This window comes from Candidatus Clostridium eludens (assembly GCF_045310515.1).
GTDB lineage: Bacteria > Bacillota > Clostridia > Clostridiales > Clostridiaceae > Clostridium_B > Clostridium_B eludens.
Genome location: NZ_JBJHZX010000020.1, coordinates 18,725 through 41,276, shown reverse-complemented (window position 1 = coordinate 41,276; position 22,552 = coordinate 18,725). Strand labels below are relative to the sequence as shown.

Annotated in this window: 20 protein-coding genes; 10 read left to right on the top strand and 10 right to left on the bottom strand. The window is 29.8% G+C overall.

From position 1 onward, the window contains the following. Nucleotides 1–219 precede the first annotated feature (219 nt). A complete protein-coding gene (locus tag ACJDU8_RS13975; RefSeq protein ID WP_406792765.1) occupies nucleotides 220–1,107 on the top strand; it encodes a DMT family transporter in 888 nt (295 codons plus the stop codon). 96 nt (nucleotides 1,108–1,203) lie between these two features. Here ACJDU8_RS13975 and ACJDU8_RS13970 read toward each other — a convergent pair whose 3' ends face one another. Then, a complete protein-coding gene (locus tag ACJDU8_RS13970; protein ID WP_406792815.1) occupies nucleotides 1,204–2,154 on the bottom strand; it encodes a metal ABC transporter substrate-binding protein in 951 nt (316 codons plus the stop codon). Between the two features lie 242 nt (nucleotides 2,155–2,396). On the opposite strand from ACJDU8_RS13970, the gene ACJDU8_RS13965 reads away from it, so the two are divergent. Genes ACJDU8_RS13965 through rimI form a run of 4 tightly spaced genes read left to right on the top strand, consistent with a single transcriptional unit; the run spans nucleotide 2,397 to nucleotide 5,357 of the window. Next, entirely contained in the window at nucleotides 2,397–3,701 is a 1,305-nt protein-coding gene (locus tag ACJDU8_RS13965; RefSeq protein ID WP_406792764.1) for an HD-GYP domain-containing protein, read from the top strand. 40 nt (nucleotides 3,702–3,741) lie between these two features. Further along, the gene (gene tsaE, locus ACJDU8_RS13960) at nucleotides 3,742–4,197 is read left to right on the top strand and encodes a tRNA (adenosine(37)-N6)-threonylcarbamoyltransferase complex ATPase subunit type 1 TsaE (protein ID WP_406792763.1); all 456 of its coding nucleotides are present in this window, start codon (nucleotides 3,742–3,744) and stop codon (nucleotides 4,195–4,197) included. A 4-nt stretch (nucleotides 4,198–4,201) separates the two neighbouring features. Then, on the top strand, nucleotides 4,202–4,915 hold the full coding sequence (gene tsaB, locus ACJDU8_RS13955; protein WP_406792762.1) for a tRNA (adenosine(37)-N6)-threonylcarbamoyltransferase complex dimerization subunit type 1 TsaB: 714 nt from the start codon (nucleotides 4,202–4,204) through the stop codon (nucleotides 4,913–4,915). Beyond that, nucleotides 4,908–5,357: a ribosomal protein S18-alanine N-acetyltransferase gene (gene rimI, locus ACJDU8_RS13950; RefSeq protein WP_406792761.1), complete on the top strand. Its 450-nt coding sequence runs from the start codon at nucleotides 4,908–4,910 to the stop codon at nucleotides 5,355–5,357. The genes tsaB and rimI overlap by 8 nt, the downstream gene beginning before the upstream one ends. Nucleotides 5,358–5,489: 132 nt before the next feature. On the opposite strand, the gene tyrS is transcribed toward rimI, so the two are convergent. The 3 genes from tyrS to ACJDU8_RS13935 form a co-directional block, all read right to left on the bottom strand. After that, complete coding sequence (gene tyrS / locus ACJDU8_RS13945; RefSeq protein WP_406792760.1) at nucleotides 5,490–6,710, bottom strand: tyrosine--tRNA ligase; 1,221 nt, start codon at nucleotides 6,708–6,710, stop codon at nucleotides 5,490–5,492. A gap of 223 nt (nucleotides 6,711–6,933) precedes the next feature. Further along, complete coding sequence (locus ACJDU8_RS13940; RefSeq protein WP_406792759.1) at nucleotides 6,934–7,347, bottom strand: hypothetical protein; 414 nt, start codon at nucleotides 7,345–7,347, stop codon at nucleotides 6,934–6,936. Nucleotides 7,348–7,504: 157 nt separating this feature from the next. Next, nucleotides 7,505–8,644 (bottom strand): AlbA family DNA-binding domain-containing protein, encoded by a 1,140-nt coding sequence (locus ACJDU8_RS13935; protein ID WP_406792758.1) that lies wholly within the window; start codon nucleotides 8,642–8,644, stop codon nucleotides 7,505–7,507. 461 nt (nucleotides 8,645–9,105) lie between these two features. Between ACJDU8_RS13935 and ACJDU8_RS13930 the strand changes: the two genes are divergently transcribed. Then, nucleotides 9,106–9,270 carry a zinc-ribbon domain-containing protein gene (locus tag ACJDU8_RS13930; RefSeq protein WP_406792757.1) on the top strand — a complete coding sequence of 55 codons (165 nt, stop codon included), beginning with the start codon at nucleotides 9,106–9,108 and terminating at the stop codon, nucleotides 9,268–9,270. Between the two features lie 80 nt (nucleotides 9,271–9,350). Here the strand turns inward: ACJDU8_RS13930 and ACJDU8_RS13925 are convergent, their stop codons facing one another. Then, on the bottom strand, nucleotides 9,351–9,908 hold the full coding sequence (locus tag ACJDU8_RS13925) for an ECF transporter S component (protein WP_406792756.1): 558 nt from the start codon (nucleotides 9,906–9,908) through the stop codon (nucleotides 9,351–9,353). A 461-nt stretch (nucleotides 9,909–10,369) separates the two neighbouring features. Here ACJDU8_RS13925 and ACJDU8_RS13920 point away from each other — a divergent pair, with 461 nt between their 5' ends. The 4 genes from ACJDU8_RS13920 (at nucleotide 10,370) to ACJDU8_RS13905 (ending at nucleotide 15,162) form a co-directional block, all read left to right on the top strand. Then, nucleotides 10,370–11,356, top strand: coding sequence for a phosphatase PAP2 family protein (locus ACJDU8_RS13920; RefSeq protein WP_406792755.1), 987 nt, complete (start codon nucleotides 10,370–10,372; stop codon nucleotides 11,354–11,356). A 129-nt stretch (nucleotides 11,357–11,485) separates the two neighbouring features. After that, the gene (locus tag ACJDU8_RS13915; protein WP_406792754.1) at nucleotides 11,486–11,935 is read left to right on the top strand and encodes a pyridoxamine 5'-phosphate oxidase family protein; all 450 of its coding nucleotides are present in this window, start codon (nucleotides 11,486–11,488) and stop codon (nucleotides 11,933–11,935) included. Between the two features lie 330 nt (nucleotides 11,936–12,265). Continuing rightward, nucleotides 12,266–13,858: a peptide chain release factor 3 gene (locus tag ACJDU8_RS13910; protein ID WP_406792753.1), complete on the top strand. Its 1,593-nt coding sequence runs from the start codon at nucleotides 12,266–12,268 to the stop codon at nucleotides 13,856–13,858. Between the two features lie 242 nt (nucleotides 13,859–14,100). Beyond that, entirely contained in the window at nucleotides 14,101–15,162 is a 1,062-nt protein-coding gene (locus ACJDU8_RS13905; protein WP_406792752.1) for an HD-GYP domain-containing protein, read from the top strand. A 141-nt stretch (nucleotides 15,163–15,303) separates the two neighbouring features. Here ACJDU8_RS13905 and nadC read toward each other — a convergent pair whose 3' ends face one another. From nadC to ACJDU8_RS13880, 5 genes are all read right to left on the bottom strand, one after another. Next, nucleotides 15,304–16,134, bottom strand: a complete 831-nt coding sequence (gene nadC / locus ACJDU8_RS13900; RefSeq protein WP_406792751.1) for a carboxylating nicotinate-nucleotide diphosphorylase — start codon at nucleotides 16,132–16,134, stop codon at nucleotides 15,304–15,306. 12 nt (nucleotides 16,135–16,146) lie between these two features. Further along, nucleotides 16,147–17,727, bottom strand: coding sequence for an L-aspartate oxidase (gene nadB / locus ACJDU8_RS13895; protein WP_406792750.1), 1,581 nt, complete (start codon nucleotides 17,725–17,727; stop codon nucleotides 16,147–16,149). A 24-nt stretch (nucleotides 17,728–17,751) separates the two neighbouring features. Then, nucleotides 17,752–18,663, bottom strand: a complete 912-nt coding sequence (nadA, locus tag ACJDU8_RS13890; protein ID WP_406792749.1) for a quinolinate synthase NadA — start codon at nucleotides 18,661–18,663, stop codon at nucleotides 17,752–17,754. 561 nt (nucleotides 18,664–19,224) lie between these two features. Next, on the bottom strand, nucleotides 19,225–20,040 hold the full coding sequence (locus tag ACJDU8_RS13885) for a putative ABC transporter permease (RefSeq protein ID WP_406792748.1): 816 nt from the start codon (nucleotides 20,038–20,040) through the stop codon (nucleotides 19,225–19,227). Nucleotides 20,041–20,451: 411 nt separating this feature from the next. Next, on the bottom strand, nucleotides 20,452–22,518 hold the full coding sequence (locus ACJDU8_RS13880) for an oxidoreductase (RefSeq protein ID WP_406792747.1): 2,067 nt from the start codon (nucleotides 22,516–22,518) through the stop codon (nucleotides 20,452–20,454). Nucleotides 22,519–22,552: the final 34 nt, after the last annotated feature.

Below are 22,552 nucleotides of genomic sequence, written 5' to 3'. Positions count from 1 at the left end.
TTAATATGTACTTTTAATCTATTTTTTATAATACCGCACCATAAATATATAGTATTTTTATCCCAAGGAGAGTAATTAATTAATACTTCTATCTTATTCAAAGTGGAAAGTAAGCCTGCTGCACACCTGGATAAGTTCTTCTTAACAATTATGGATAAAAGATATATACTTAATATAAAGTACTTAAAAAGACAGTTTTGAGAAAGGAGAAGACAGCTTATGAATTATAAAAGAAAATCAATTATATCTTCAATTACCTTAGGATTAGTAGCTCTATTATGGGGGACAAGTTATGCAATTATAAAAGATATCTTAAATGATATAAAACCTTTTACATTAATGAGCTTAAGGTTTGGTATATCTACAATTTTTTTATTTATCTTATTTCCCAATAAACTGAAGAATATAACAAAAAAAGATATACTCCATGGAATCTTAATTGGAATATTTCTTTTTTTTGCATTCTTAACTTTAGTTATAGGAATATTTTACACAACTGCGTCAAAGCAGTCCTTTTTAGTAGGAGCCTATGTACTTATAGTTCCCTTTTTGGGTTGGATAATATATAAGGCCCCTCCTAATATTTACTCGGTTCTTGGTGCAGTACTTGCAGTATTTGGCATAGGACTGCTTACTTTAAATGGCTCTTTTTATATCAATAAAGGAGACTTACTTTCTATATTGTGTTCATTTTCCTTTGCCTGTCACATGATTGCAATTGAATACTTTAATAAAGATTCAGATCCTATAATTTTAACTATAATACAGTTTTCAATTACATCCTTGTTATTTATCACACTTACGGGAATTTTTGAATCTTTTAGTATTGAGCCAAATTTAAAAGTGTTAAAATCAATAGCTTACTTAACAATTTTTACAACAGTAATACCCTTTCTGGTTCAAAATATTGCCCAAAAGTATATCTCTTCTACCAGTACAGCCCTTATATTAACTTTAGAATCAGCCTTCGGGGGGATATTTGCAGTAATCCTTTTAAATGAAGTTATGAGTTTCCAGATGTTAATAGGCTGTATACTTATTTTTACTGGAATTGTAACACAAACTACTAAATTAAATTTTCTTAAAAAAATAAAAATTCATACTTAACCAAATGAAATACCACATACTGGCTGACACCCCCATATTCTTCAAGGTGGGGGATAATCACTACCACCATCCTGGATGTAAACTAAAATTAACATTTTATGTTCCAGATTTATTAGTTTTACAAATATTTTCTAATGTATGGATATTATTAGTAAGGGTTTCTTCATAACTAAAATCTCCATTATAAACCTCTATCTTTACAGCAGGTATATTATACTTTTTTATCAATTCTTCGTTATTTTTGATCACCGAATCATCATTATAAAGAATTATTAAATTATTATTATCTGACTTTTGCTCTAAATTTTTTTGCTGAGATGTATTCAATGTAATTATGTTGTTCTCTCCACAACCTACATCTAAAAGATTTAAATTATTATACTTTACAAAATAATTTAATTCATCTTCAACTGTAATAAAGTTATAATTACTTAACTGATTATCTATTAAATTTAATTTTTGTTTATAATCTTGTAAATTTTTTAATACCTCAGAAAAGTTTTTCTCATAAAAATCCCTGCTTCTGGGATCCTTATCTTGGACTGCATTTCTTATATTCATAAGTGCTATTATGTAATTGTCCACATTAGTAAAATAATATGGATTATCTTTTAAAACTGTATCGTTATATTTTACTACCTTATTATAGGATAATAGCCCTATACCCCTGGAAACATTTATAACTCCAACTTTATTTTTATTTAATTTATCCACAAAAGTATCTATCCAAGGCTCAAAACCTGCCCCAACGTAAAAAAACAAATCTTTCTTGGATACATTGTTTATACTATCTTCAGTAAATTTAAAATTCACCTCAGTTTCTCTATTATTAAACATATACTCTACTATATGTCTATCCTTTACTATGGACTTTACCATATTATACAAAAGTTTATCTGTAGTTACTATATTTAATTCTATATTTTTTCTTATTTCTAATTTATTAATACTGGTTGGATCTTTATAATTTTTGTTACTTCCACATGCAGTAAAAAATAACATAGAAGAAAGTATGCCCCAAACTAATACTTTTCTCAATCCTATCACCTCCATATGCAAAACAATACACAATTTCCACATAATATTTATATTTACTATACATTAATTCATAACACATATATTTTACATAATGTAATTTAACAATGCAAACATTCATTTACTTTATTTTTTTACATTTACTTAAAATATAATGGTTTATCAGTTTATTTTATTGTGTTAAAATTAGGTATAAAGCATTAACATAAGGTATCTGAAATTGAAGATGTCCACTATTAAAGGGAGGTTTAGCCATGAAAATTAGTATGGATAAAACCATAAGAGCTATGTCAGTAGCACTAGACTTAGCTCAGGCAAGTTCTGAATATGATAATTTGGGCAGCAATCCTGTAATTGAAGATGTGACCAATGTGAATTACTCTAAACATAGATTCATGCATCATTCGTTAAGAACTACCTATATAGCACTAGAAATTTCCAATTACTTAAACTTGGATGAAAAAAGTAAAAAACAGCTCTATATATCATCCTTGTTACACGATATAGGCGCAGCAAATTGTCTTGGAAAAAGTCATTCTGCTGACCTATTCATAAAGGCCCATTGTGAAACCGGTACTAATATAACTAGAGCTTTTCCCCACTTTTATAATTTATCAAATATAATATTATATCATCATGAAAATTTTGATGGGAGTGGTCCTATGCTCCTGAAAAAAGATAATATACCCATAGAAAGTCAAATAATAAGAATCTCTGATTTAGTAGAATTACTGTACGATGAAAAAATATCTAATTTTAGCCAAAGAGCTGATATTATAAAATGGGTTAAGAATAACTGCAATAAAATCTTCTCCGAAACAATTGTAAATGCTTTTTTAAAAAATGCTTCTAGGGATACTTTCTGGCTTAATATTGAAAACATATCTTTCGCTGAGTTTATATTAGATAAAATTCAGCCTAAATTGAATATATTTATGGATATAAAAGAATTTGAACAAATATCCAAGATATTTGCCAACATAATAGATAATAAAAGCAAATTTACTGCAATTCACTCTAAAGGCATAGCAAACCTGGCTTATACAGTTTCAAAGTTCATTGGATATGGGGATGAAAAATGCTGTGAAATGAAAATTGCAGGATTACTGCATGATATCGGTAAACTTGCCATTCCACTTCGCATACTAGATAAAAATGGTTCATTAACTTCACAGGAATTTGGTATAATAAAATCTCATGCTTATTATACTAAAATTATCTTAGATAAAATAGGAGATATACCTAATATAAGTGAATGGGCATCAAATCACCATGAGAAACTAAATGGCCAGGGATATCCACGAGGTTTAAACGCTAATGATTTATCAGAAGAATCCCGAATCATGGCAGTGTGTGATATATATCAGGCACTTACAGAAAATAGACCTTACAGGAAAAGTTTAAACACCGAAAGTGTATTCAAAATGATGGATGAAATGGTATCCGGAGGTTTCATATGCGGCATGGCATTGAAACATTTAAAGGAAACCATATTTTCTTTAAATCTAAATTCTTATGATCAATATATAGCTGTTGCCGACAACCATACAATTATTTAACATTTTATATTTTATATGAAATATTTTGAGGTGAGTTAATATGGAATTTACTTTAAATAGCGTTGAAGATACCATAAAGTTAGGTGAAAAATTAGGTAACCTATTAAATCCAGGCGATATAATTTGCATTACAGGTGATTTAGGTACTGGAAAAACCTATTTTACTAAAGGAATAGCAAAGGGACTTGATATAATAGAACCCATAACAAGTCCTACTTTCACAATAGTAAATGAATATACAGGTAGACTAAAACTCCATCATTTTGACGTATATAGGGTTAATGATGTAGATGAATTACTGTCTATAGGATTTGATGAGTATATTTACAGCAATGCTGTAAATATTATAGAATGGGCTAATTATATTGATGAACTAATACCTAAAGAACATATATACATAAGTATTTATAAATTATCAGATAAAAACCCAAATTGTAGAAAAATAATAATAAAATATTATGGTAATAGATATGATTATATAAAGGAGTTAAAATAAAAACATGAAAATATTAAGTTTAGATTCTTCTACTGAATCAGCAACTTGTGCTATATTAGATAATTACAAACTATTAGGGGAAATTACTTTTAACTGTAAGAAACAGCACTCAACAGTTCTTATGCCCATAATAGATACCCTTTTAAAAAACTTAAATATGGATATTAATTCACTGGATGGATTTGTAGTCTCTAAAGGTCCTGGTTCTTTTACCGGACTGAGAATTGGGACGGCTATAATTAAAGGACTAAGTCAAGGCACTGGCAAACCTTTTATAGGAGTTTCCTCCCTAGACGCTTTGGCTTATAATTTATGCTACACTCCAGGTATTATATGTCCCATATTAGACGCACTAAGAGAAAATGTATACACTTCACTTTATAAATTTGTCCATGGAAATCTAAATAATATTAGTGACTATATGGTTATATCTGTTGACAATCTGATTGAATTGCTAAATAAATATAACCAACCTGTGTGCTTTGTAGGAGATGCTGTTCCAAAATTTAAAGATAAGCTAGCTTCAAAAATAAAAAACCTTAGTTTCGCACCTATAAGCTTGAATGTAGTAAAAGCTTCTTCACTGGGAGAATTAGGCCTAAATCTTTTAAGTTCAGGTACAAAAGATAACATATATGATTTTGCTCCTTTTTACTTAAGAAAATCCCAGGCAGAAAGAGAATATGAAAAAAAATTGGAGCTTTGTAAAAATGAATGATATAGAAATATCTTCTCTAAAACCAGAACATATTGATAGTGTGCTGGAAATAGATAATCTATGCTTTACCACATCATGGAGCAGTGAATATTTTAAAAGAGAAATCGAAAGCAATACTCTTGCTAAATATGTGGTAGCTAAAAAATTTGGAATAGTAATTGGCTATGCCGGCATGTGGACTATATTGGACGAGGGACATATAACAACTATAGCCGTTCATCCTAAATATAGAGGAATAGGTGTAGGAAATTTGCTACTTGAAGCACTTGTAGAAATCTCTAAAATTGAACTTATAAATAGTATGACATTAGAAGTTAGAAAATCAAATATAGTAGCTCAAAACCTTTATAAAAAATATGGATTTATAGAGTGTGGTATAAGAAAGGCTTACTATTCAGATAATAAAGAAGATGCTATAATAATGTGGAAATATCATATTTAAAATTATACAGTTCAAATCATAAAGCTGTTTTTATATCCTTGCAAATCTATAAAAACAGCCCCTACAAATTTTACACATCCAGGTAACTTTAAAGAAATAATCTAAAAATATATCAGTTTATTTTCATATACCTTATTTAATCATAATTCTATTATAATTCTTCTTTCCTCTTCTTATAATCATTTCTCCATCTTTAAAATGAGCTTTTGTAACTATTAAATTTGAATCATTTATTTTTTCACCATTCACAGTAAGTCCATTTTGCTTTATAAGTCTTCTTGCCTCACTCTTGGATGGTACCACATGCATGTTAACCAGCAGTTCAACTATAGAACATCCTAGATGACTTTCATCCATTTCTATTGTTGGTACACTATTTAAATTTTCCCCTCCAGAAAATAAGGCATCAGCAGCTTCTTTGGCCTTTTCAGCTTCTTCCTGTCCATGTATAATTTTGGTGACTTCATAAGCAAGTGCTTTTTTAGCTTCATTTATTTTTTCCCCTGAAAGGGATGACAACCTCTTTACCTCATCCATTGGGAGAAAAGTTAAAAGTGACAGGCATTTTTCTACGTCTGCATCATCCACATTCCTCCAATATTGATAAAAGTCATATGGAGATGTCTTTTCCTTATCTAGCCATATAGCTCCACCTTCCGTTTTTCCCATTTTTTTGCCATCACTTTTAGTCAAAAGTGTAAAAGTCATTCCAAAAGCAGGTTTTCTTTCTTTCTTTCTAATTAAATTCACTCCTGCTATTATGTTTGCCCACTGGTCATCCCCACCCATTTGAAATGTACACCCATATTCTCTATTTAACTGCAAAAAATCATATCCTTGCATTAACATGTAATTAAACTCAAGAAAAGTTAATCCTCTTTCAAGTCTTTGCTTAAAACACTCTGCCCCAAGCATTTTATTTACAGAAAAATGTACTCCTATTTCTCTTAGAAATTCAACATAATTTAAATTCATCAGCCAATCTGCATTATTTGCCATTATTGCCTTTCCATCTTCAAAATCTATAAATCTGGAAAACTGTTCTTTAAAACAATCGGCATTATGCTGTATTTGTTCTCTGGATAACATCTTTCTCATATCAGTCTTTCCTGTAGGATCTCCAACCATTGCGGTACCTCCACCAAGCAATGCTATAGGTTTATGTCCAGCTTTTTGCATATAAGACATAACCATCATCTGTAAAAAATGTCCTACATGTAGACTATCTGCTGTAGGATCAAATCCTATATAAAATGTTATCTTTTCTTTTCCTAATAGCTCCCTTACTTCATCCTCATGGGTAATTTGTTTTATGTAACCACGTTCTAATAATATGTCATAAACATTAGCCAACCTGAATCCCTACCTTTCAAATAATTAGCACAGTTGTTATAACTTATAGTATATATTTAAACGCTGTTTTTATCAATATTTAATTACTTTTAGTGAAATTTCACCCTGCCAAATATATGTCAATTAAAATTTTTAAGACTGGAAAGGTTTCCAGTCTTAGTATATAAAAAAATCATAATTGTTTTCTAATTAATAACGCAGTCATTAATTATTGAACTATTAACTACGCTGCCATATACTTCATAATAAATTCAGGCACTTTTTCTTCTTCTTCATTTACACTTATATAGAAATTTACGTTATATTCCTCTGCTAATTTTTCAATAGCATAAAACAAATGTGACACATTTTCAAGATTTTCATCTATAATATTGAGTAATCCATCAACAAAAATTGTATCAATATCATAATCTTTTGAAAGTATGCCACACAAAAAACCATAAAAACTTTCCATTTTTCTTAATTTAAAATCACTTGTTACTATAAATCTAACTTCCCTGTTCAATTGGCATAGTGGTCCCTTATCATCATCTATATATACAATATGCCCCCTTCCTATCATTGCTTTTTCATTAGCCAAATTAATCAACTCTTTGGTCTTCCCTGAACCTCTTTTACTACAGAATACATGAATCATTTTTACCACCCCTTTAATTTAATACTTAGGTGCCATTCTCATAATTAGATTATATCTAAATTATATAATGTTCAGAATATTTTTTCAACATATAAATATAGAACTTTTACAAAAATATTATTACATATTTTTACATTATTTTCAAGACGAATTTTCTCTATTTAAACTTCTTAATTCCAGGATAGATAATTTTAAAATCGTTATTTTTTACAGAATTTATGAATTTAACTTTCCCTTTATTTTTAAATTCCTTTTGTATTTTATTAAATCCTCCAGAAGTTCCTATAAGCCTTTTTTTTGTATCTAATGCAATTATTCTTTCATATATCCACATGTTTCTTTTTGTATAGTATGAATTTTTTCTATCTATCAAAATACCTGGACCTGCTACTATAATGCTATTAAGATTTATAATAACTTCTATCCCCCTATAAAAATCAGAATAATCCCTATATATTACTGCATCCCTTATTCCCTCATTTACCGACTCTACAGGATAAGATTTTACGGTTATGATTTTTTTTATAATATCTTCCGCTTTATCCATTATTGATATAAGATCTCCCTGAATTATATTAACTTGTTTAAAATTTTTATTCACCTTATTAATTATTTTTATCATATTATGAGGTATGTATACATTATTATTTTTAGAAAAGATTAATAGTCCTCCTAAAGTTGCCATATATTTTCCTGAGTCTTTATCCATACATATTATCGAAGCACTTTCCATTAATTCTAATTTATTTTCACTTGTAACTTTTATCCCTTGAAATAAAAAATATTTATCTACAATATCTATATCTATACAATTTAAATTACTATGTGGTATGGGACATAACTCTATACTTATGTTTAGATTTTCTTGAAGTGCAGAAATTATTTCTTGCTTACGCATAGTATCATTTGTGGAGCCCCTTCTTATATAAAAGGCACCATTATCTCTCATCTGATAAGGTTTTTGAGGACCATCATATATGCTTATAATAGCTATTTTTTTGTCCTCATAATCTAAAATTTCTAAAGAAATTGGTATTGGAGGATCTATTCTGGAACTTATTATTTGCTGTATTTTCTCTTCATTGAAGTTTGTTTTACCTATGCCCAATATTCTTTTAGTTTTATCTTCAACTCCTATTATAAGATAGCCTCTTCCCCCTCTAGAATTAGCTATAGCACATACATCCTTGGCTAATTCCTTTCTTCCACTGTCATTGTCAACATTTATACATTGTTTAAAATCCAGTTTAGGTCCTTCTATCTTTTTTAATAAATTAAGAAATTTCTTAGTATCCATAAAAACAACCTCAATTTTATTTTATATGTCCATATGCTTTTAATTATACTTAATTATAAAAATATTTAATATACTACATATAATTAATTATACTCTATAAAAGTTAATTTAATTATGCCCTATTGTTATTATTTAATATATTTTTAATGAGCTTTTATTTAAGGTGGCTTAAGATAAGTTAACATGATAATTGATTATTTATTTTGAAACATATTATTATGTAAACACCAAAAATTCCCACCACCTTTTCACCCAGTTATATCAACCTATTGGGAAAACAATATTTTTGTAAAACATTGTTTTTTTATTACAATATGGTATAATTAGCATAGAGTTTTACTCTAACTATAAATATTTTTATATAATGTTAGGTCAAATTTTTTCAAGGTACTATATTCTCCTTAATCCTGGAGGTAGATTATCAAGAATAAAATTAGTCCTAGGTTTAAGGAGGTTTTTTTATGACAGACAAGACAATTGTATGTAAAGACTGCGGAAAAGAATTTGTATTTACAGAGGGTGAGCAAGCATTTTATAAAGAAAAAGGATTTGAAAATGATCCTGTAAGATGCGTAGAATGCAGAAAAAAAAGAAAAGCTGAAAAAAATAGAATGAGAACCAGATAATAATCTTAGGAGGGTGTTTATCCCTCCTAATTTATTATTTAGGCCTGTTTAACAATAACTTCTTATCCATCCTAGATTACCTAAATCAATTTTTTTGTTTTTAATATTTTACTCAAAGGCAGCGCTATAGCTATACCCACAAGACTTTGAGCTATATTCCCCGGAATTTCTGCAGCAGATAAAACAATTGCTTTAGAAAAACTTATATTTGTTACAAAATGCATCATAAGCACACCAACTGCATAATATGCTATTACCATCCAAATACATGCTGCAACAAACGCAAATACATTATTCCAAAATTTTTCACCATCATATCCTTTTCTGTAAGCAATAGTAGCAGCAGTCCAGGCCATAATTCCTTTTATGAAAAATGTAAACGGCGCCCAGATAGCATATGGTGACAAAATGTCAAATAAACACATTCCTACAGCCGCAGAAAAAAAACCTTTCTTTTTCCCAAGTAATATAGCTCCTAAAAGTACCATACTATCTCCAAGGTGTACAACACCCTTGAATATAACACCGGTAGGTATATTAATTATAGCTGTAGCAATATAAGTTATTGCAGCCATAAGTGCTACTTGAACCATATCTCTGACTTTGAAATTATTAAGTTCTAATTTTTTTTGTTCCATTATTACAATGCCCCCTTTTATAATTACAAATTAATATTATTATATTTTTATTCACAAAAAAATCAAAATGTATCCATACAATTTTTAACGTAACTTTTATTTTAATAACTTTATGAATTAAAGGCAATACTATATTATATAATATTTAAAATATAGACTATTAAACTATTAAGGAGACTTAATATGACATTTTTCAAATGGCTATGCAGCCTTATACTAATATTTTGTTTTGTAGGTATAATACTTAAAATGGGAGGTATATTTATAAATATACTAATTTTAGGATGCGCCTTCATTTTTATGATAGATACATTATTTATTAAGAAAAAGGGTCTGTAATACATGACCCTTTTAATATAAAATTCAGTGAGCTTAAATTTTTATACTTTTAAATATTCTCATATACTTACCCTTTTACTAGTGATATAATTTATTGTGTACGCAAGGGGGAGGTATACTTCATGTATAAATTTATAGAAAAAAACACATTGAATGTATATGAAGGTAAATTTTCAAAATTATTATTTTTTATAGAAAATTACTATTTTATACTTATAGGCTTGTATTTCTTAAACAAATCTTTACATATTGCTTATTATTCACCTATTAATTCAACTAATGATATATACATGTTCGCATTAACCTTAATATGTTTTTCTGCCTATTCTGATATACGAAAGGATGTAAGGCTAATTCCATTTTTAATATTATGTGTTTTATTTTTTATGATTATATTTTACATAAATAAGCACGGTTACAATTTTTGGGGAAAGATGCTTAGATGGCAAATAAATAGACATATAGTGATAAACTTAAATCCTATATTTGCTAATATACCTTTTAATGACGGTAATTTTGCAAGAATTTATAAATCCGAAACTTTAACCTGGTTTTTTAGAATGGTATACAATAATGGATTTGTATTACCTGTACTATTTGCATTATACAGATCTGCTATTATAAAAGATTTAAAGAAGATGGTAAGATATGCCCTGTCAGCACATATTCTACAAATATTTCTAATAACTCCATTTTATCTTACTTTTCATCTTCAAGAAGTATGGTATGTACTTAAACAGCCTGATGGACTGGCTAGACATTTAAATCCTAATGCCGCTGCAGGAATTACCCTTAATTGTTTTCCATCCATGCATACATCTATATCTTTTGCTATGTTTTTATTGGCACTTAGAGAAAAGAATAAATTATTTAAATTTATATTTGGTTTTTTCTGCCTTAGCATAATATACTCCACTCTATACTTAGAAATTCACTGGATACTGGATGTTATTGCAGGAATGATACTAGGTTATATTACTGTAAAAATAGTAGATTTTATATTAGATAAAGTTAAAATACTCTTTAAAAAACCTATGGATATGTTCTATTACAAAAATAACCAAACTACATATGAGATAAATAACTTTTACCTGGATACCATGAATTAATCTAAAATTATAAATAAAATGATTTATAACTTTAAATACTACAAGAAATACTTACAGTATAATTGACAAATTATTTATATGCAAGTAATATGTAAATATCATTATATATATACGAAAGGATGATTAAAAATGAGTAAAATTTTAGGCAATACCCTTCCTGAAAACGCTATAGACTTGTTTAATAAAGAGTTGACTACAGCTGTGTTATCAACAGTTACGGATGAAGGTTTTCCTCATGCTATGCCTGTACATCTAATGTTTGCACCCGATAACACAACTATCAGATTAGCTTTAATGAAAATACATAAAACTGTAGCAAATATTAAACATAATTCAAAAGCATTTATAACAATTACAGAAAAAGAAGATACAGCACTAGGAATACGCGGAAGTGCTAAAGTAATAAGAGAACCTATGGAGAATAATTCTGCAATGTGTATGGTTGAATTCAAAGTTGAAGAAGTAAAAAGCGATACAACCCCTACAGTAATAGTAATTAACGGCATTCGTAATATCCACAGAACTGAAAAAACCAAGCCTTTTTTCAGAGGAATGTTTGACGAATTATATAAAGGTTAAAATTTAACATATAAAGTGATTCTAAGGTTTAGATTGGAGTTTTCCCATAAGCAATGCTTTTTCTCCATCTAAACCTTAGAATTACTTATCCAGTTTCTCAGAAATATCCTCAATGCATTTAATATCTACATTCATAACAGCTTAACTTCTTCAAACCTCCCCACAGCTGGATATACTACTACTTCAATAGTACATTACATGATTCAATCCCAAAGTAGTATACAACCATTGAAATTCAGCCTTTAAGTTGATAATAAGCATAAGTTGACATTAATATATAATAAAGTTAAAATCAGTGATGAAACCAATAAAAGAAGGAGCGAAAAGGCAGTGACAGACTTAAAAAAAGAGATAGAAAGAAGACGAACATTTGCAATAATCTCTCATCCTGATGCAGGCAAAACAACTCTTACTGAAAAATTACTGTTATATGGGGGTGCTATAAGGCTTGCAGGCTCAGTTAAAGCCAGAAGGGCATCTAAACATGCTGTATCGGATTGGATGGATATAGAAAAGCAAAGAGGTATTTCTGTAACCTCATCAGTAATGCAATTTAACTATAATAACTATTGTATAAATATATTAGATACACCAGGTCACCAAGACTTTAGTGAAGATACATACAGAACCTTAATGGCGGCAGATAGCGCTGTAATGGTAATAGATGCAGCAAAAGGAGTAGAAGCGCAGACCAAAAAACTTTTTAATGTGTGTAGTTTAAGAGGAATTCCTATATTCACATTTATAAATAAAATGGATAGAGAAAGTAAAGATCCTTTTGAATTAATGGAAGATCTAGAAGATGTTTTAGGCATAAAGTCTTATCCTATGAACTGGCCTATAGGTTCAGGAAAAGACTTTAAAGGTGTATATGACAGAAAAAAAAATTTAATAGAAATATTTGATGGTGGTAATCACGGTCAAACAACAGTGGAATCCATAGAAGGAAATGTTGAAGATACCGCATTTAAAGACCTGCTGGGAGAAGCTTTACATCAAAAGCTTCAAGAAGATATAGAACTTTTAGATGTGGCTGGTGATGAATTCGATTTAGGAAAAGTGGGAGAAGGCTCTCTTACACCTGTATTTTTTGGCAGTGCCTTAACTAATTTTGCAGTAGAACCATTTCTAAAGGAATTTTTAAATTTAACTACACCACCTCTACCCAGACAATCAGACATAGGAGAAATAGAGCCCTTTGACTCTAAATTCTCAGCCTTTGTATTTAAAATACAGGCCAATATGAACCCAGCTCATAGAGACAGAATTGCATTTATGAGAATATGTTCCGGTAAATTTAAAAAGGGAATGGAAGTATATCATATCCAGGGAGAAAATAAAGTTAGACTTTCCCAGCCACAACAATTTTTAGCCCAGGATAGAGAAATTATTGAAGAAGCCTATGCTGGCGATATAATAGGTGTATTCGATCCAGGTATTTATAGTATAGGAGATACTTTGTGTTCCCCAAATAAAAAATTTAAATTTGAAAGTATTCCTACCTTTGCACCTGAACATTTTGCAAGAGTTAAAACTGTAGATACTATGAAAAGAAAACAATTCATAAAAGGTGTTAGTGAAATCTCCCAAGAAGGTGCTATCCAAGTGTTTAAGGAACTAAATATAGGCATAGAAGAAATTATTATAGGAGTAGTTGGAGTACTTCAATTAGAGGTATTAGAATACAGGATGAAAAGTGAGTATAATACAGATATAAAAATAGAAATATTACCTTACAAATTTATAAGATGGATAGAGCATTCCCAAGTAAACCTAGAAAATTTAATTTTAACAAGCGATACCAGAAAAGTAAAGGATCTAAGAGGAAGACATATTCTAATATTCCAAAGCGAATGGTCAATCAGCTGGGCTCTGGATCATAATAAACACCTAAAACTATCAGATATAGGAGTATTAGAATAAAAAATAATATTAAAATTAATATAGCTCATCTGCAGAAGCAGATGAGCTATATTGGTTCTATTCTGCCCTATACATGACCACATTTTTATTAATTTGAATATAAACTTCAATATAAATAAATTTTTCTTTAAAAACAATAGCTAATTTTTCTCATAATATATATAGAAATATTAAAACAATACGATAAAATGCGTAGAGTTTTATATATTGTCAATGTAATTAATTGTAATGAGGTGAAATATGTGTTATGGAAAAAGAAGTTACTACAAATTAATGAATTAAAGCCAGGAATGGTACTGGCAAAAGATATAATTTTTGAAGATAGAGTTCTCTTAGCTAAAGATATTGCCATTACAGAATCAGCACTAACTCAGCTAAAACGCAACTATATTATAGATAGCGTAGAAGTTTACTTGGAAGGAAGCTATGATAATGAACTTTTGACTTTGAAAATTAAAAGTGTAGAAGAAATTGAAAATACATTCAATGAATTTTCTTCCAATCTAGAGGATATATTTGATAGAATATCTAACTTAAAAGTTCACGAAATAGATGAAATAAGAACTTTCTCAAAAAAAATACAAGAAGAATTTAACTCAACTGGACTAGTTATTAGAAACATCCTCTTTCATGGCAATGTAAAAAATAATGTCTATAAGCATAGTGTAAATGTGGCAGCCATTAGCTTTATACTGGGGAAATGGTTAGGACTTGACGAAAGAGAAATAAATCTTTTAACCTACTCTGCCATATTACATGATTTTGGCAAAATCAAACTGGATAAAAACATATTAAATAAGAACACCCGTCTTACTTCTGAAGAATATAAAATTTTTAAAACCCATCCTGTGATTGGTTACAGATTTGTTAAGGAAATCTCTTACTTAGATAATTCTGTAGCATGCGGCATACTAATGCATCACGAGAGAATAAATGGGTCAGGATATCCATTAGGTATTAAGGAGGGTAAAATTCATAAATTTGCTAAAATAATAGCTATTGCGGATTTATTTGACAGAGTTAGCTCTGATACCTACTCTAAAAAAATCAATGGTCCCTTCGAAGCTTTAAAGGTTATTCAAGATGAGAGTCTTGAGAAGTTTGATCATGCATATTGCAATATGTTTTTGAATCATGTTATAAATTACTTTATAGGTGAAAATGTCATGCTAAATAATCAACGTTCCTGCAAAGTTATTCAGGTTAATATAAATGACTTGACAAGGCCGCTTCTACTCGGAGATAATGGATTTCTTGACCTAAAAAAAGAGAAAAATTTATATGTTACAAAACTAATTATATGATAGTGAATTTAACTTTTATACTAAAATTTCAATTTTGGAGAATATCTAGACATTTGAATAGGGCTAAGAATAAATTATTTGGAATTTATCCTTAGCCCTATATTTATAATATAAAGTTTATGTGGTTTGCATTAATAAATATTACTGGAACTTTAAGCTTATATCCAATGCCTTTACAGAATGAGTAAGACTTCCCATAGATATTATATCCACTCCAGTAGCTGCAATATCTGCTACAGTATTTTCATTTACATTTCCTGAAGCCTCTAAAATAACTTTCTTATTTACAATCTCTACTGCCTTTTTCATGTGATCTATATCCATATTATCCAGCATAATTACATCTACTTCTGCATGAAGTGCCTCTTCAAGCTGTTCAAAATTTTCTACTTCCACCTCAATTTTGGTAGTAAAAGGAATTTTACTCTTTATTCTTTCTACAGCCACCTTTATAGAACCTGCTGCTTTTATATGATTATCCTTAATCATTACAAAATCTGATAAATTTAATCTATGATTATATCCACCACCCAGCTTTACAGAATATTTATCTAAAATTCTGTATCCTGGTAAAGTTTTTCTTGTATCTACTATTTTCACATCATAATCCTTTACAAGCTGAACTATATTAAAAGTTTTAGTAGCAATTCCACTCATTCTCTGTAATATATTCAAGGCAACTCTTTCACCTTTTAATATACTTTTAGAACTACCTTCTATATGGGCAATAATATCCCCACTCTTTACCACATGTCCATCTTTTAGGCACTTTTTAAATATTATATTACTGTCTAAAATTTGGAATACTCTCTCTGCCACATCAATTCCAGCTATAACTCCCTGTTCCTTTGCAATAAATTTCCCATTTGAGATTTCACTACCATCAAATAAATTATCAGTAGTAACATCTCCATAATTTATATCTTCTATAAGACCATTTTTAATTAGTTTATCAACTATCAAATAATTCAAAATTCTATCACCTCAAACTTGCTGCACTAAGCTGCGTTTAGAATATTCTTCTACATAATTACTTCCTATAGAAGTCTTGCTATTTAAAATTGATGTAATGATAGCAGCAGACACTTGATACATATTATAAACTTCTATGGAATAAATATCATCAAAATTATAATTTTCTATTTTTGACAATACATCGTTTATATAATTTAATACACTATTAAGCTTACCAACACTTCTAATTATACCAGCATTATCTTCCATTAACTTTTTTAAATTTTCCCTTAATGCAGAAAAATTAATTTCTATGCTTTCAATGTTAAGCTTAGTTTTTATATTTATTTCATTAGTATCTTCACAGTGAAGATACTCATACTGCTTTATCTTATTAGAAATATCTACGGCAGTTCTTTTACCAAAGACTAATGCTTCCATAAGAGAGTTACTAGCAAGTCGATTGGCTCCATGAACTCCCGTACAAGCACACTCTCCCACAGCATAAAAATTTTCAACACTGGTTCTGCCATATAAATCTACTTTAATTCCTCCCATAAAATAATGTGCTGCAGGAGTTACAGGAATATAATCTTTATTCATTTCTATACCATTATTTCTACACTCAGAGTAAATTGTATTAAACCGATTTTTTAGAAAATTTTTATCATACATAGTTACATCTAAGTAAACATAATCAGAATTAGTTTTATCCATCTGATCCTTAATAGCTCTTGCTACAATATCTCTAGGTGCCAGCTCCATTCTCTTATCATATTCATCCATAAATCTTTTTTTATCTGCATTTCTAAGTACGGCACCTTCCCCTCTTACCGCTTCTGATATTAAGAATAACTTATCCTTAACAGTTTTAGAATAAAAAGCAGTTGGGTGAAACTGTATATACTCCATATTTTCCAAATTTACACCAGCTCTAAGTGCCATGGCAACGCCATCTCCCGTGAGCACATCTGCATTTGTAGTCTTCGAGAACAATTGTCCAATTCCTCCTGATGCTACCACGCAAAATTTAGTTTTAAAATAAAAGAATTTGTTATTATAATAGGCAGTTATACCCTCATATTTTTTATCATTATCAACAATATCTATGGCAAAAATATCAGTTATAACTTTTATATTTGAAGCATTCTCAACATGTTCTATAAGTGTGTCCATTATTCCCTTTCCTGTGGAATCTCCATTTACGTGAAGAATTCTCGGATAAGAGTGGTTCCCCTCAAGAGATCTATAAAAATTCCCCTCTGAGTCCTTATCAAAATTTACACCAAGCTTAACTAAACTATCAATTGCCTCCTGTGATTCACTTATAAGTACATTAACAGCATCTAAATTGTTTACATAGCATCCTGCATTTATGGTATCTTTTATATGAAGTTCTCTGTTATCATTTCTTATACTAGCCGCAATTCCTCCTTGGGCTAAATAAGAATCACAGTCGTGCATATCCCTCTTGCTTAAAATTACTATTTTTAAATCTTGAGGCAGCATTAATGCTGTATATAATCCTGCTATTCCTGCTCCAATTATAGCTACATCAAAATTTTCATCCGTAACAAAATCTTCATTATAATCAACTAAATATCTTCTCAATTTATATCCCTACCTTATATAAATTTATTCAATACGTATCATTTTTTCAAGAGAACCTAGGGCTTTTGTTCTTACATCTTCAGGAACAAAAATTTCATGCTGCATATTCATTAAAGAATTATACACATCTACAAGCCTTGTCATCTTCATATTTTCGCACACAAGCCTTGGGCTAAGTAAATAAAACTGTTTTTCAGGATTATCTTTCTTCATCTTGTGCAATACACCTATCTCAGTACCTATAATAAATTCCTTACCATCAGAATTTTTTGCATAATTGATTATAGCGGAAGTACTTCCTACAAAATCTGAATTTTCTCTTATTTCTTCAGAAACTTCAGGATGTACCAGCATTTCAGCCTCAGGGTGATCCTCTTTAGCTTTAATAACATCATCCATTGTTATCCTAGCATGAGTAATACAATGCCCTGCCCAAGGTATAATTTCCTTGTCAGCAACTTGTTCTGCTACATATCCTGCAAGATTTTCATCTGGTACAAATAACACCTGACGAGATTTTGCATTTTCTACCACTTTAACTGCATTAGAAGACGTACAGCTTACATCACTTACCGCCTTAACTTCAGCTGAAGAATTTACATAGCATATAACCTCAGCCTCAGGATATTTTCTTTTTTCTATTTCCAGCTGTTCCTTAGTTATAGAGTCTGCCAGAGGACACCCTGCATATTTTGAAGGAAGTAAAACTACTTTATCGGGAGATAAAATTTTTGCACTTTCTGCCATAAATTTCACTCCGCAGAAAACTATAACTTTATTTGTAGTCTTTGCGGCCGCCCTGCTAAGTGCAAGGGAGTCTCCCACAATATCTGCTATATCCTGGACTTCTGGAAGTTGATAATTATGTGCCAGTATACAGGCATCTCTTTCTATTTTTAGTCTGTTTATTTCATTTACCAAAAACAAATCATCCATTGTTTACACCTCTGAATTGATATTTTATACATATTAATTGAGTAAATTGTGTAGTTAGCCTTAATACAATTGAGAACATTTAAATATAAGATTCATTCACTCGCTGTATATACATCAGTATATACTATTTTTTCTTTTTTAACAATACATACAATAAACATAAAAAACAATATTATAATCCTTTTCCTATCAAATATTATTATCCCACCCATTTCAATATGTATACTGAAAAAAAATTTGCCATTAAATCTTTAATGCCGCACTTGATTTCATGACAAAAATAGTTCATCCATATTATCCTCAACATTTTATCTAACAACATTTTAGTAAAATAAAAAATAAGCACCTGACATAATGGTACTTATTTTAAATATATACAATAATTTTGGGATTAGGTATTGTTCTAAAATTATAACATAGTTTTGCATGATTTTCCATATATTTTAAAACTATGTTTATTTTTTAAATAATTGAGTCTATTTTTAAATATTTTTGTAAAAGACACCTAATTATTTGTCATATGTTGAATATTATATAAATAGCTTTCTAAAAAAGTGAGTACTACTCTTTACCTTTTTTCTTATATATTACACTTCTTTTTAAAACTTCAAGAGCGTCAAAATATTTAGTAGATTTAACATGAGGAAATGCCTTAATAAGCCTTATATAGAATCTATTACTTTTCTTCATGAGATTTATATATCTTCTCTTAAGTTCAATTGTTTCCTTTGAAAAATTTTCATACTTTTTCTTAAATTCAAGTGCCTCTTCCGATATGTCCTCCCCTAGGGCATTTGATTTCTCTTTTATTTTTGCACATATTTTCTGAATCTTTTCTAATCTTATATTAAGTTTTAATACAGTGTTAATTGAAGTTACTAAATCAACAATAAATAAACTTATAATAATTACAAGAAAAACATTACCTAAGAAATACGGAATCAATCCAACAATACTTGAAATCATAGGATGAAAAACTTTAATGAGAAAAATACATGCAGCACCCCAGGCAAGGGAAAACTTTAAACATATATAGCCATTAATATTAAAGGGCATATTTGAATAATCCCACCATTTATTATAAAATACTTTCTCAAGTATAAAACCTGTTATGTACTCAAGTAACGAAGTTACAAAAACAGAGCCCAAAAACAGTAAAAGTAAATTATTTTTAAATGGAGTAAAACAAACTATTACTATTACAGAGCCAAAACCATATATAGGACAAATAGGTCCATTTAGAAATCCTCTATTTATAAATCCCCCTGTATTAACTGCTGAATAAACTACTTCAAGACACCATCCTAAAAACCCATATATAGCAATGTAAAATAATATATCATACAATGAAAATCCTAAAATTGTTAAGTTCTGCATAAACACTCCTTAAAATATAATCCTAAAATATATTATAGTAATATAATAAATACCAACTATTTTATTCGAAGGCGGTAATTAGCTAATACACCCATCGCACTCTGTGAAAGCGATTCACACAAAATTAAAAATTTTGGTTCTCTGCTTTTCTATCAAAGTGGGGATAACACTGCTGCGCCCCTGGATAAATTCTTCCCCTAAAGGATAACGTATTCTAAGTGCTAAAGGCACTAAGAATACTGTTAATAAGGTTCAGATGAAAAAAAGTATTCCTCATGATTAAACTCCACCTGAACCTAATAATTCACTTGATATATTTTAGGATTAGTCTTGATATGTGAATATGGTTTAAAACTAAAAAAACAATAATAAAAACCACCAAAAATATACTAAATTAAAAATTAAACGATCTTAAAGATTATATGCGTTCTCAAATCCTGTTTCCATAGCATTTCTTATTCTGCCAGGTTTGTTGGCATCTCCTATTACTTTTACTTTGTCAAAATTTGCTTTTAGTTCATCTAAGAATTCTGTATTTGGTTTTCTTCCTAAAGATATTACTATATAATCAAAACTATATTCTTTTATTACTCCACCAGGAAGTATTTCAAATATAACTTTATGATTTTTGATGCTTATTAATTTATGCTTTGTATACATTTGAGTTTTATAATTGTTTAGTCTTCCCTGAATATCTGATAAATTTTGAAAAAACACATCTGCACCTATGTTATCACTCATTTCAAATATGCTTACATCATTATCTTTTGATTCCAAAAATTCTGCTGTCTCCAAACCCGTCATACCAGAGCCTATGACTGCTACTTTCTTGTTATGGATCTTTACATTTCCCGATAATATTTCCCCAGCCGTAAATACATTTTCTCCATCAATGCCACTTATGGCTTTAGGTATAATAGAACTTGAGCCTTCTGCCACAAATACTGCATAAGGATTTAATTCTCTAATCTCATCAACAGTAGGCATTTTATTAAGTCTTATTTCAATACCCAGTTTATTAGCCTGTACTTGAAGATAATTAATAAGCCATAATATCTTCTCTTTTTTGGGCGGTTTACTAGCAAGAAGTAATTGTCCTCCTATTTGGGAGCTTTTTTCAAATACTATAGGTCTAAACTTCCTTTCGGCTAACACCCTTGCAGCTTCAAGCCCTGAAGGACCAGCTCCTAAAATAACTACCGTTCTTCCATCTCCATTTTTATTAATATTGCCATACTTAAATTCTCTCCCTGCCTGTATATTCACACTACATTCTACAGGGCTTCCTGTCTCCATTCCCACAAGTAGGCTTTCTATGCAGTGAAGGCAGGATATACACAACCTGGATTCATGATCCCTATTTTCTTTTGCCTTATTTGACCACTGAGGATCTGCGAAATGAAGTCTTGCAGATCCTACAAAATCAGTACGACCTTCTCCTATTATCCTATCCGCATAGGCTGCTTCTCTAATCACTGCAGCTGATATTACAGGAATACCCACTGCCTTTTTTATCTCTTCACCCAGATACAATTTCCAGCCTTGTGGAAATGATATAGGTTCCCAGGATACATTCATTGTTTCATAAATACCAGCACTCACATCTATTGCGTCAGCTCCTATTTCCTCCAAACGTCTAGCAATTTTTATTCCATCTTCTAAAAGTATGCCATCATCAACACCGTTAGTTCTTAGAAATTCATCAACTGACAATCTAACTATAACAGGGTATTCTCTGCCGCATTTTTGCCTAACACCTAAGATTATCTCTTCAAGAAATCTCATCCTATTTTCAAGACTTCCACCATATTTATCTGTCCTTTTATTTGTATAAGGACTTAAAAATTGATTAATTAAATATCCATGAGCACCGTGTATTTCAACTCCATCAATACCTGCTGCTTTCACTCTACAGGCAGCACTTATAAAATTTTGTACCAGTGATTCTGCCTCTTCTGTGGACATTTCTCTAGTTTCCTGCTGTACTACATTACATTGTACTGCACTTGGTGCCATCATTGGCTTGTTACCGTTTACTCCACAAAAGCCCTGCCTTCCGGGATGATGAAGTTGAATAACTATCTTACCGCCATTTTCATGTACAGTATCAGCAAGTTTTTTAAGTCCCGGAATATATTTATCATGGGCAGCAGATAACTGTCGTATATCAGCTACTCCATTTTCATCATTTACCCTAGTTACCTCTGTAATTATAAGTCCAATTCCACCTTTTGCCCTTTCAGCATAAAAAGCAATCATGTCATCAGATACAGTAGCATCTTTATTATTTAAACAATTTTCCATAGGAGTCATTACTATTCTGTTTTTTAATTCCAAACTACCAATTTTGCCTTTTGAAAACAAATTTTTATACATACTTTGTTCTGTATTATCAGATGTATGATCATTACAACTCTGCATATCTTTCATTATATCTTTTACCATATTTTGAATTTTATTCATATAAAAATCTTCCATAAATTTATCCCCTTTACTTTTAACTAGTTATTCT

What these genes read in the sequence shown, in the direction of transcription:
- ACJDU8_RS13975 (WP_406792765.1), top strand. Translation starts at nt 220, where the DNA reads ATGAATTATAAAAGAAAATCAATTATATCTTCAATTACCTTAGGATTA.
- ACJDU8_RS13965 (WP_406792764.1), top strand. Translation starts at nt 2,397, where the DNA reads ATGAAAATTAGTATGGATAAAACCATAAGAGCTATGTCAGTAGCACTA.
- tsaE (WP_406792763.1), top strand. Translation starts at nt 3,742, where the DNA reads ATGGAATTTACTTTAAATAGCGTTGAAGATACCATAAAGTTAGGTGAA.
- tsaB (WP_406792762.1), top strand. Translation starts at nt 4,202, where the DNA reads ATGAAAATATTAAGTTTAGATTCTTCTACTGAATCAGCAACTTGTGCT.
- rimI (WP_406792761.1), top strand. Translation starts at nt 4,908, where the DNA reads ATGAATGATATAGAAATATCTTCTCTAAAACCAGAACATATTGATAGT.
- ACJDU8_RS13940 (WP_406792759.1), bottom strand. Translation starts at nt 7,347, where the DNA reads ATGATTCATGTATTCTGTAGTAAAAGAGGTTCAGGGAAGACCAAAGAG.
- ACJDU8_RS13935 (WP_406792758.1), bottom strand. Translation starts at nt 8,644, where the DNA reads ATGGATACTAAGAAATTTCTTAATTTATTAAAAAAGATAGAAGGACCT.
- ACJDU8_RS13930 (WP_406792757.1), top strand. Translation starts at nt 9,106, where the DNA reads ATGACAGACAAGACAATTGTATGTAAAGACTGCGGAAAAGAATTTGTA.
- ACJDU8_RS13925 (WP_406792756.1), bottom strand. Translation starts at nt 9,908, where the DNA reads ATGGAACAAAAAAAATTAGAACTTAATAATTTCAAAGTCAGAGATATG.
- ACJDU8_RS13920 (WP_406792755.1), top strand. Translation starts at nt 10,370, where the DNA reads ATGTATAAATTTATAGAAAAAAACACATTGAATGTATATGAAGGTAAA.
- ACJDU8_RS13915 (WP_406792754.1), top strand. Translation starts at nt 11,486, where the DNA reads ATGAGTAAAATTTTAGGCAATACCCTTCCTGAAAACGCTATAGACTTG.
- nadA (WP_406792749.1), bottom strand. Translation starts at nt 18,663, where the DNA reads ATGGATGATTTGTTTTTGGTAAATGAAATAAACAGACTAAAAATAGAA.
- ACJDU8_RS13885 (WP_406792748.1), bottom strand. Translation starts at nt 20,040, where the DNA reads ATGCAGAACTTAACAATTTTAGGATTTTCATTGTATGATATATTATTT.
- ACJDU8_RS13880 (WP_406792747.1), bottom strand. Translation starts at nt 22,518, where the DNA reads ATGGAAGATTTTTATATGAATAAAATTCAAAATATGGTAAAAGATATA.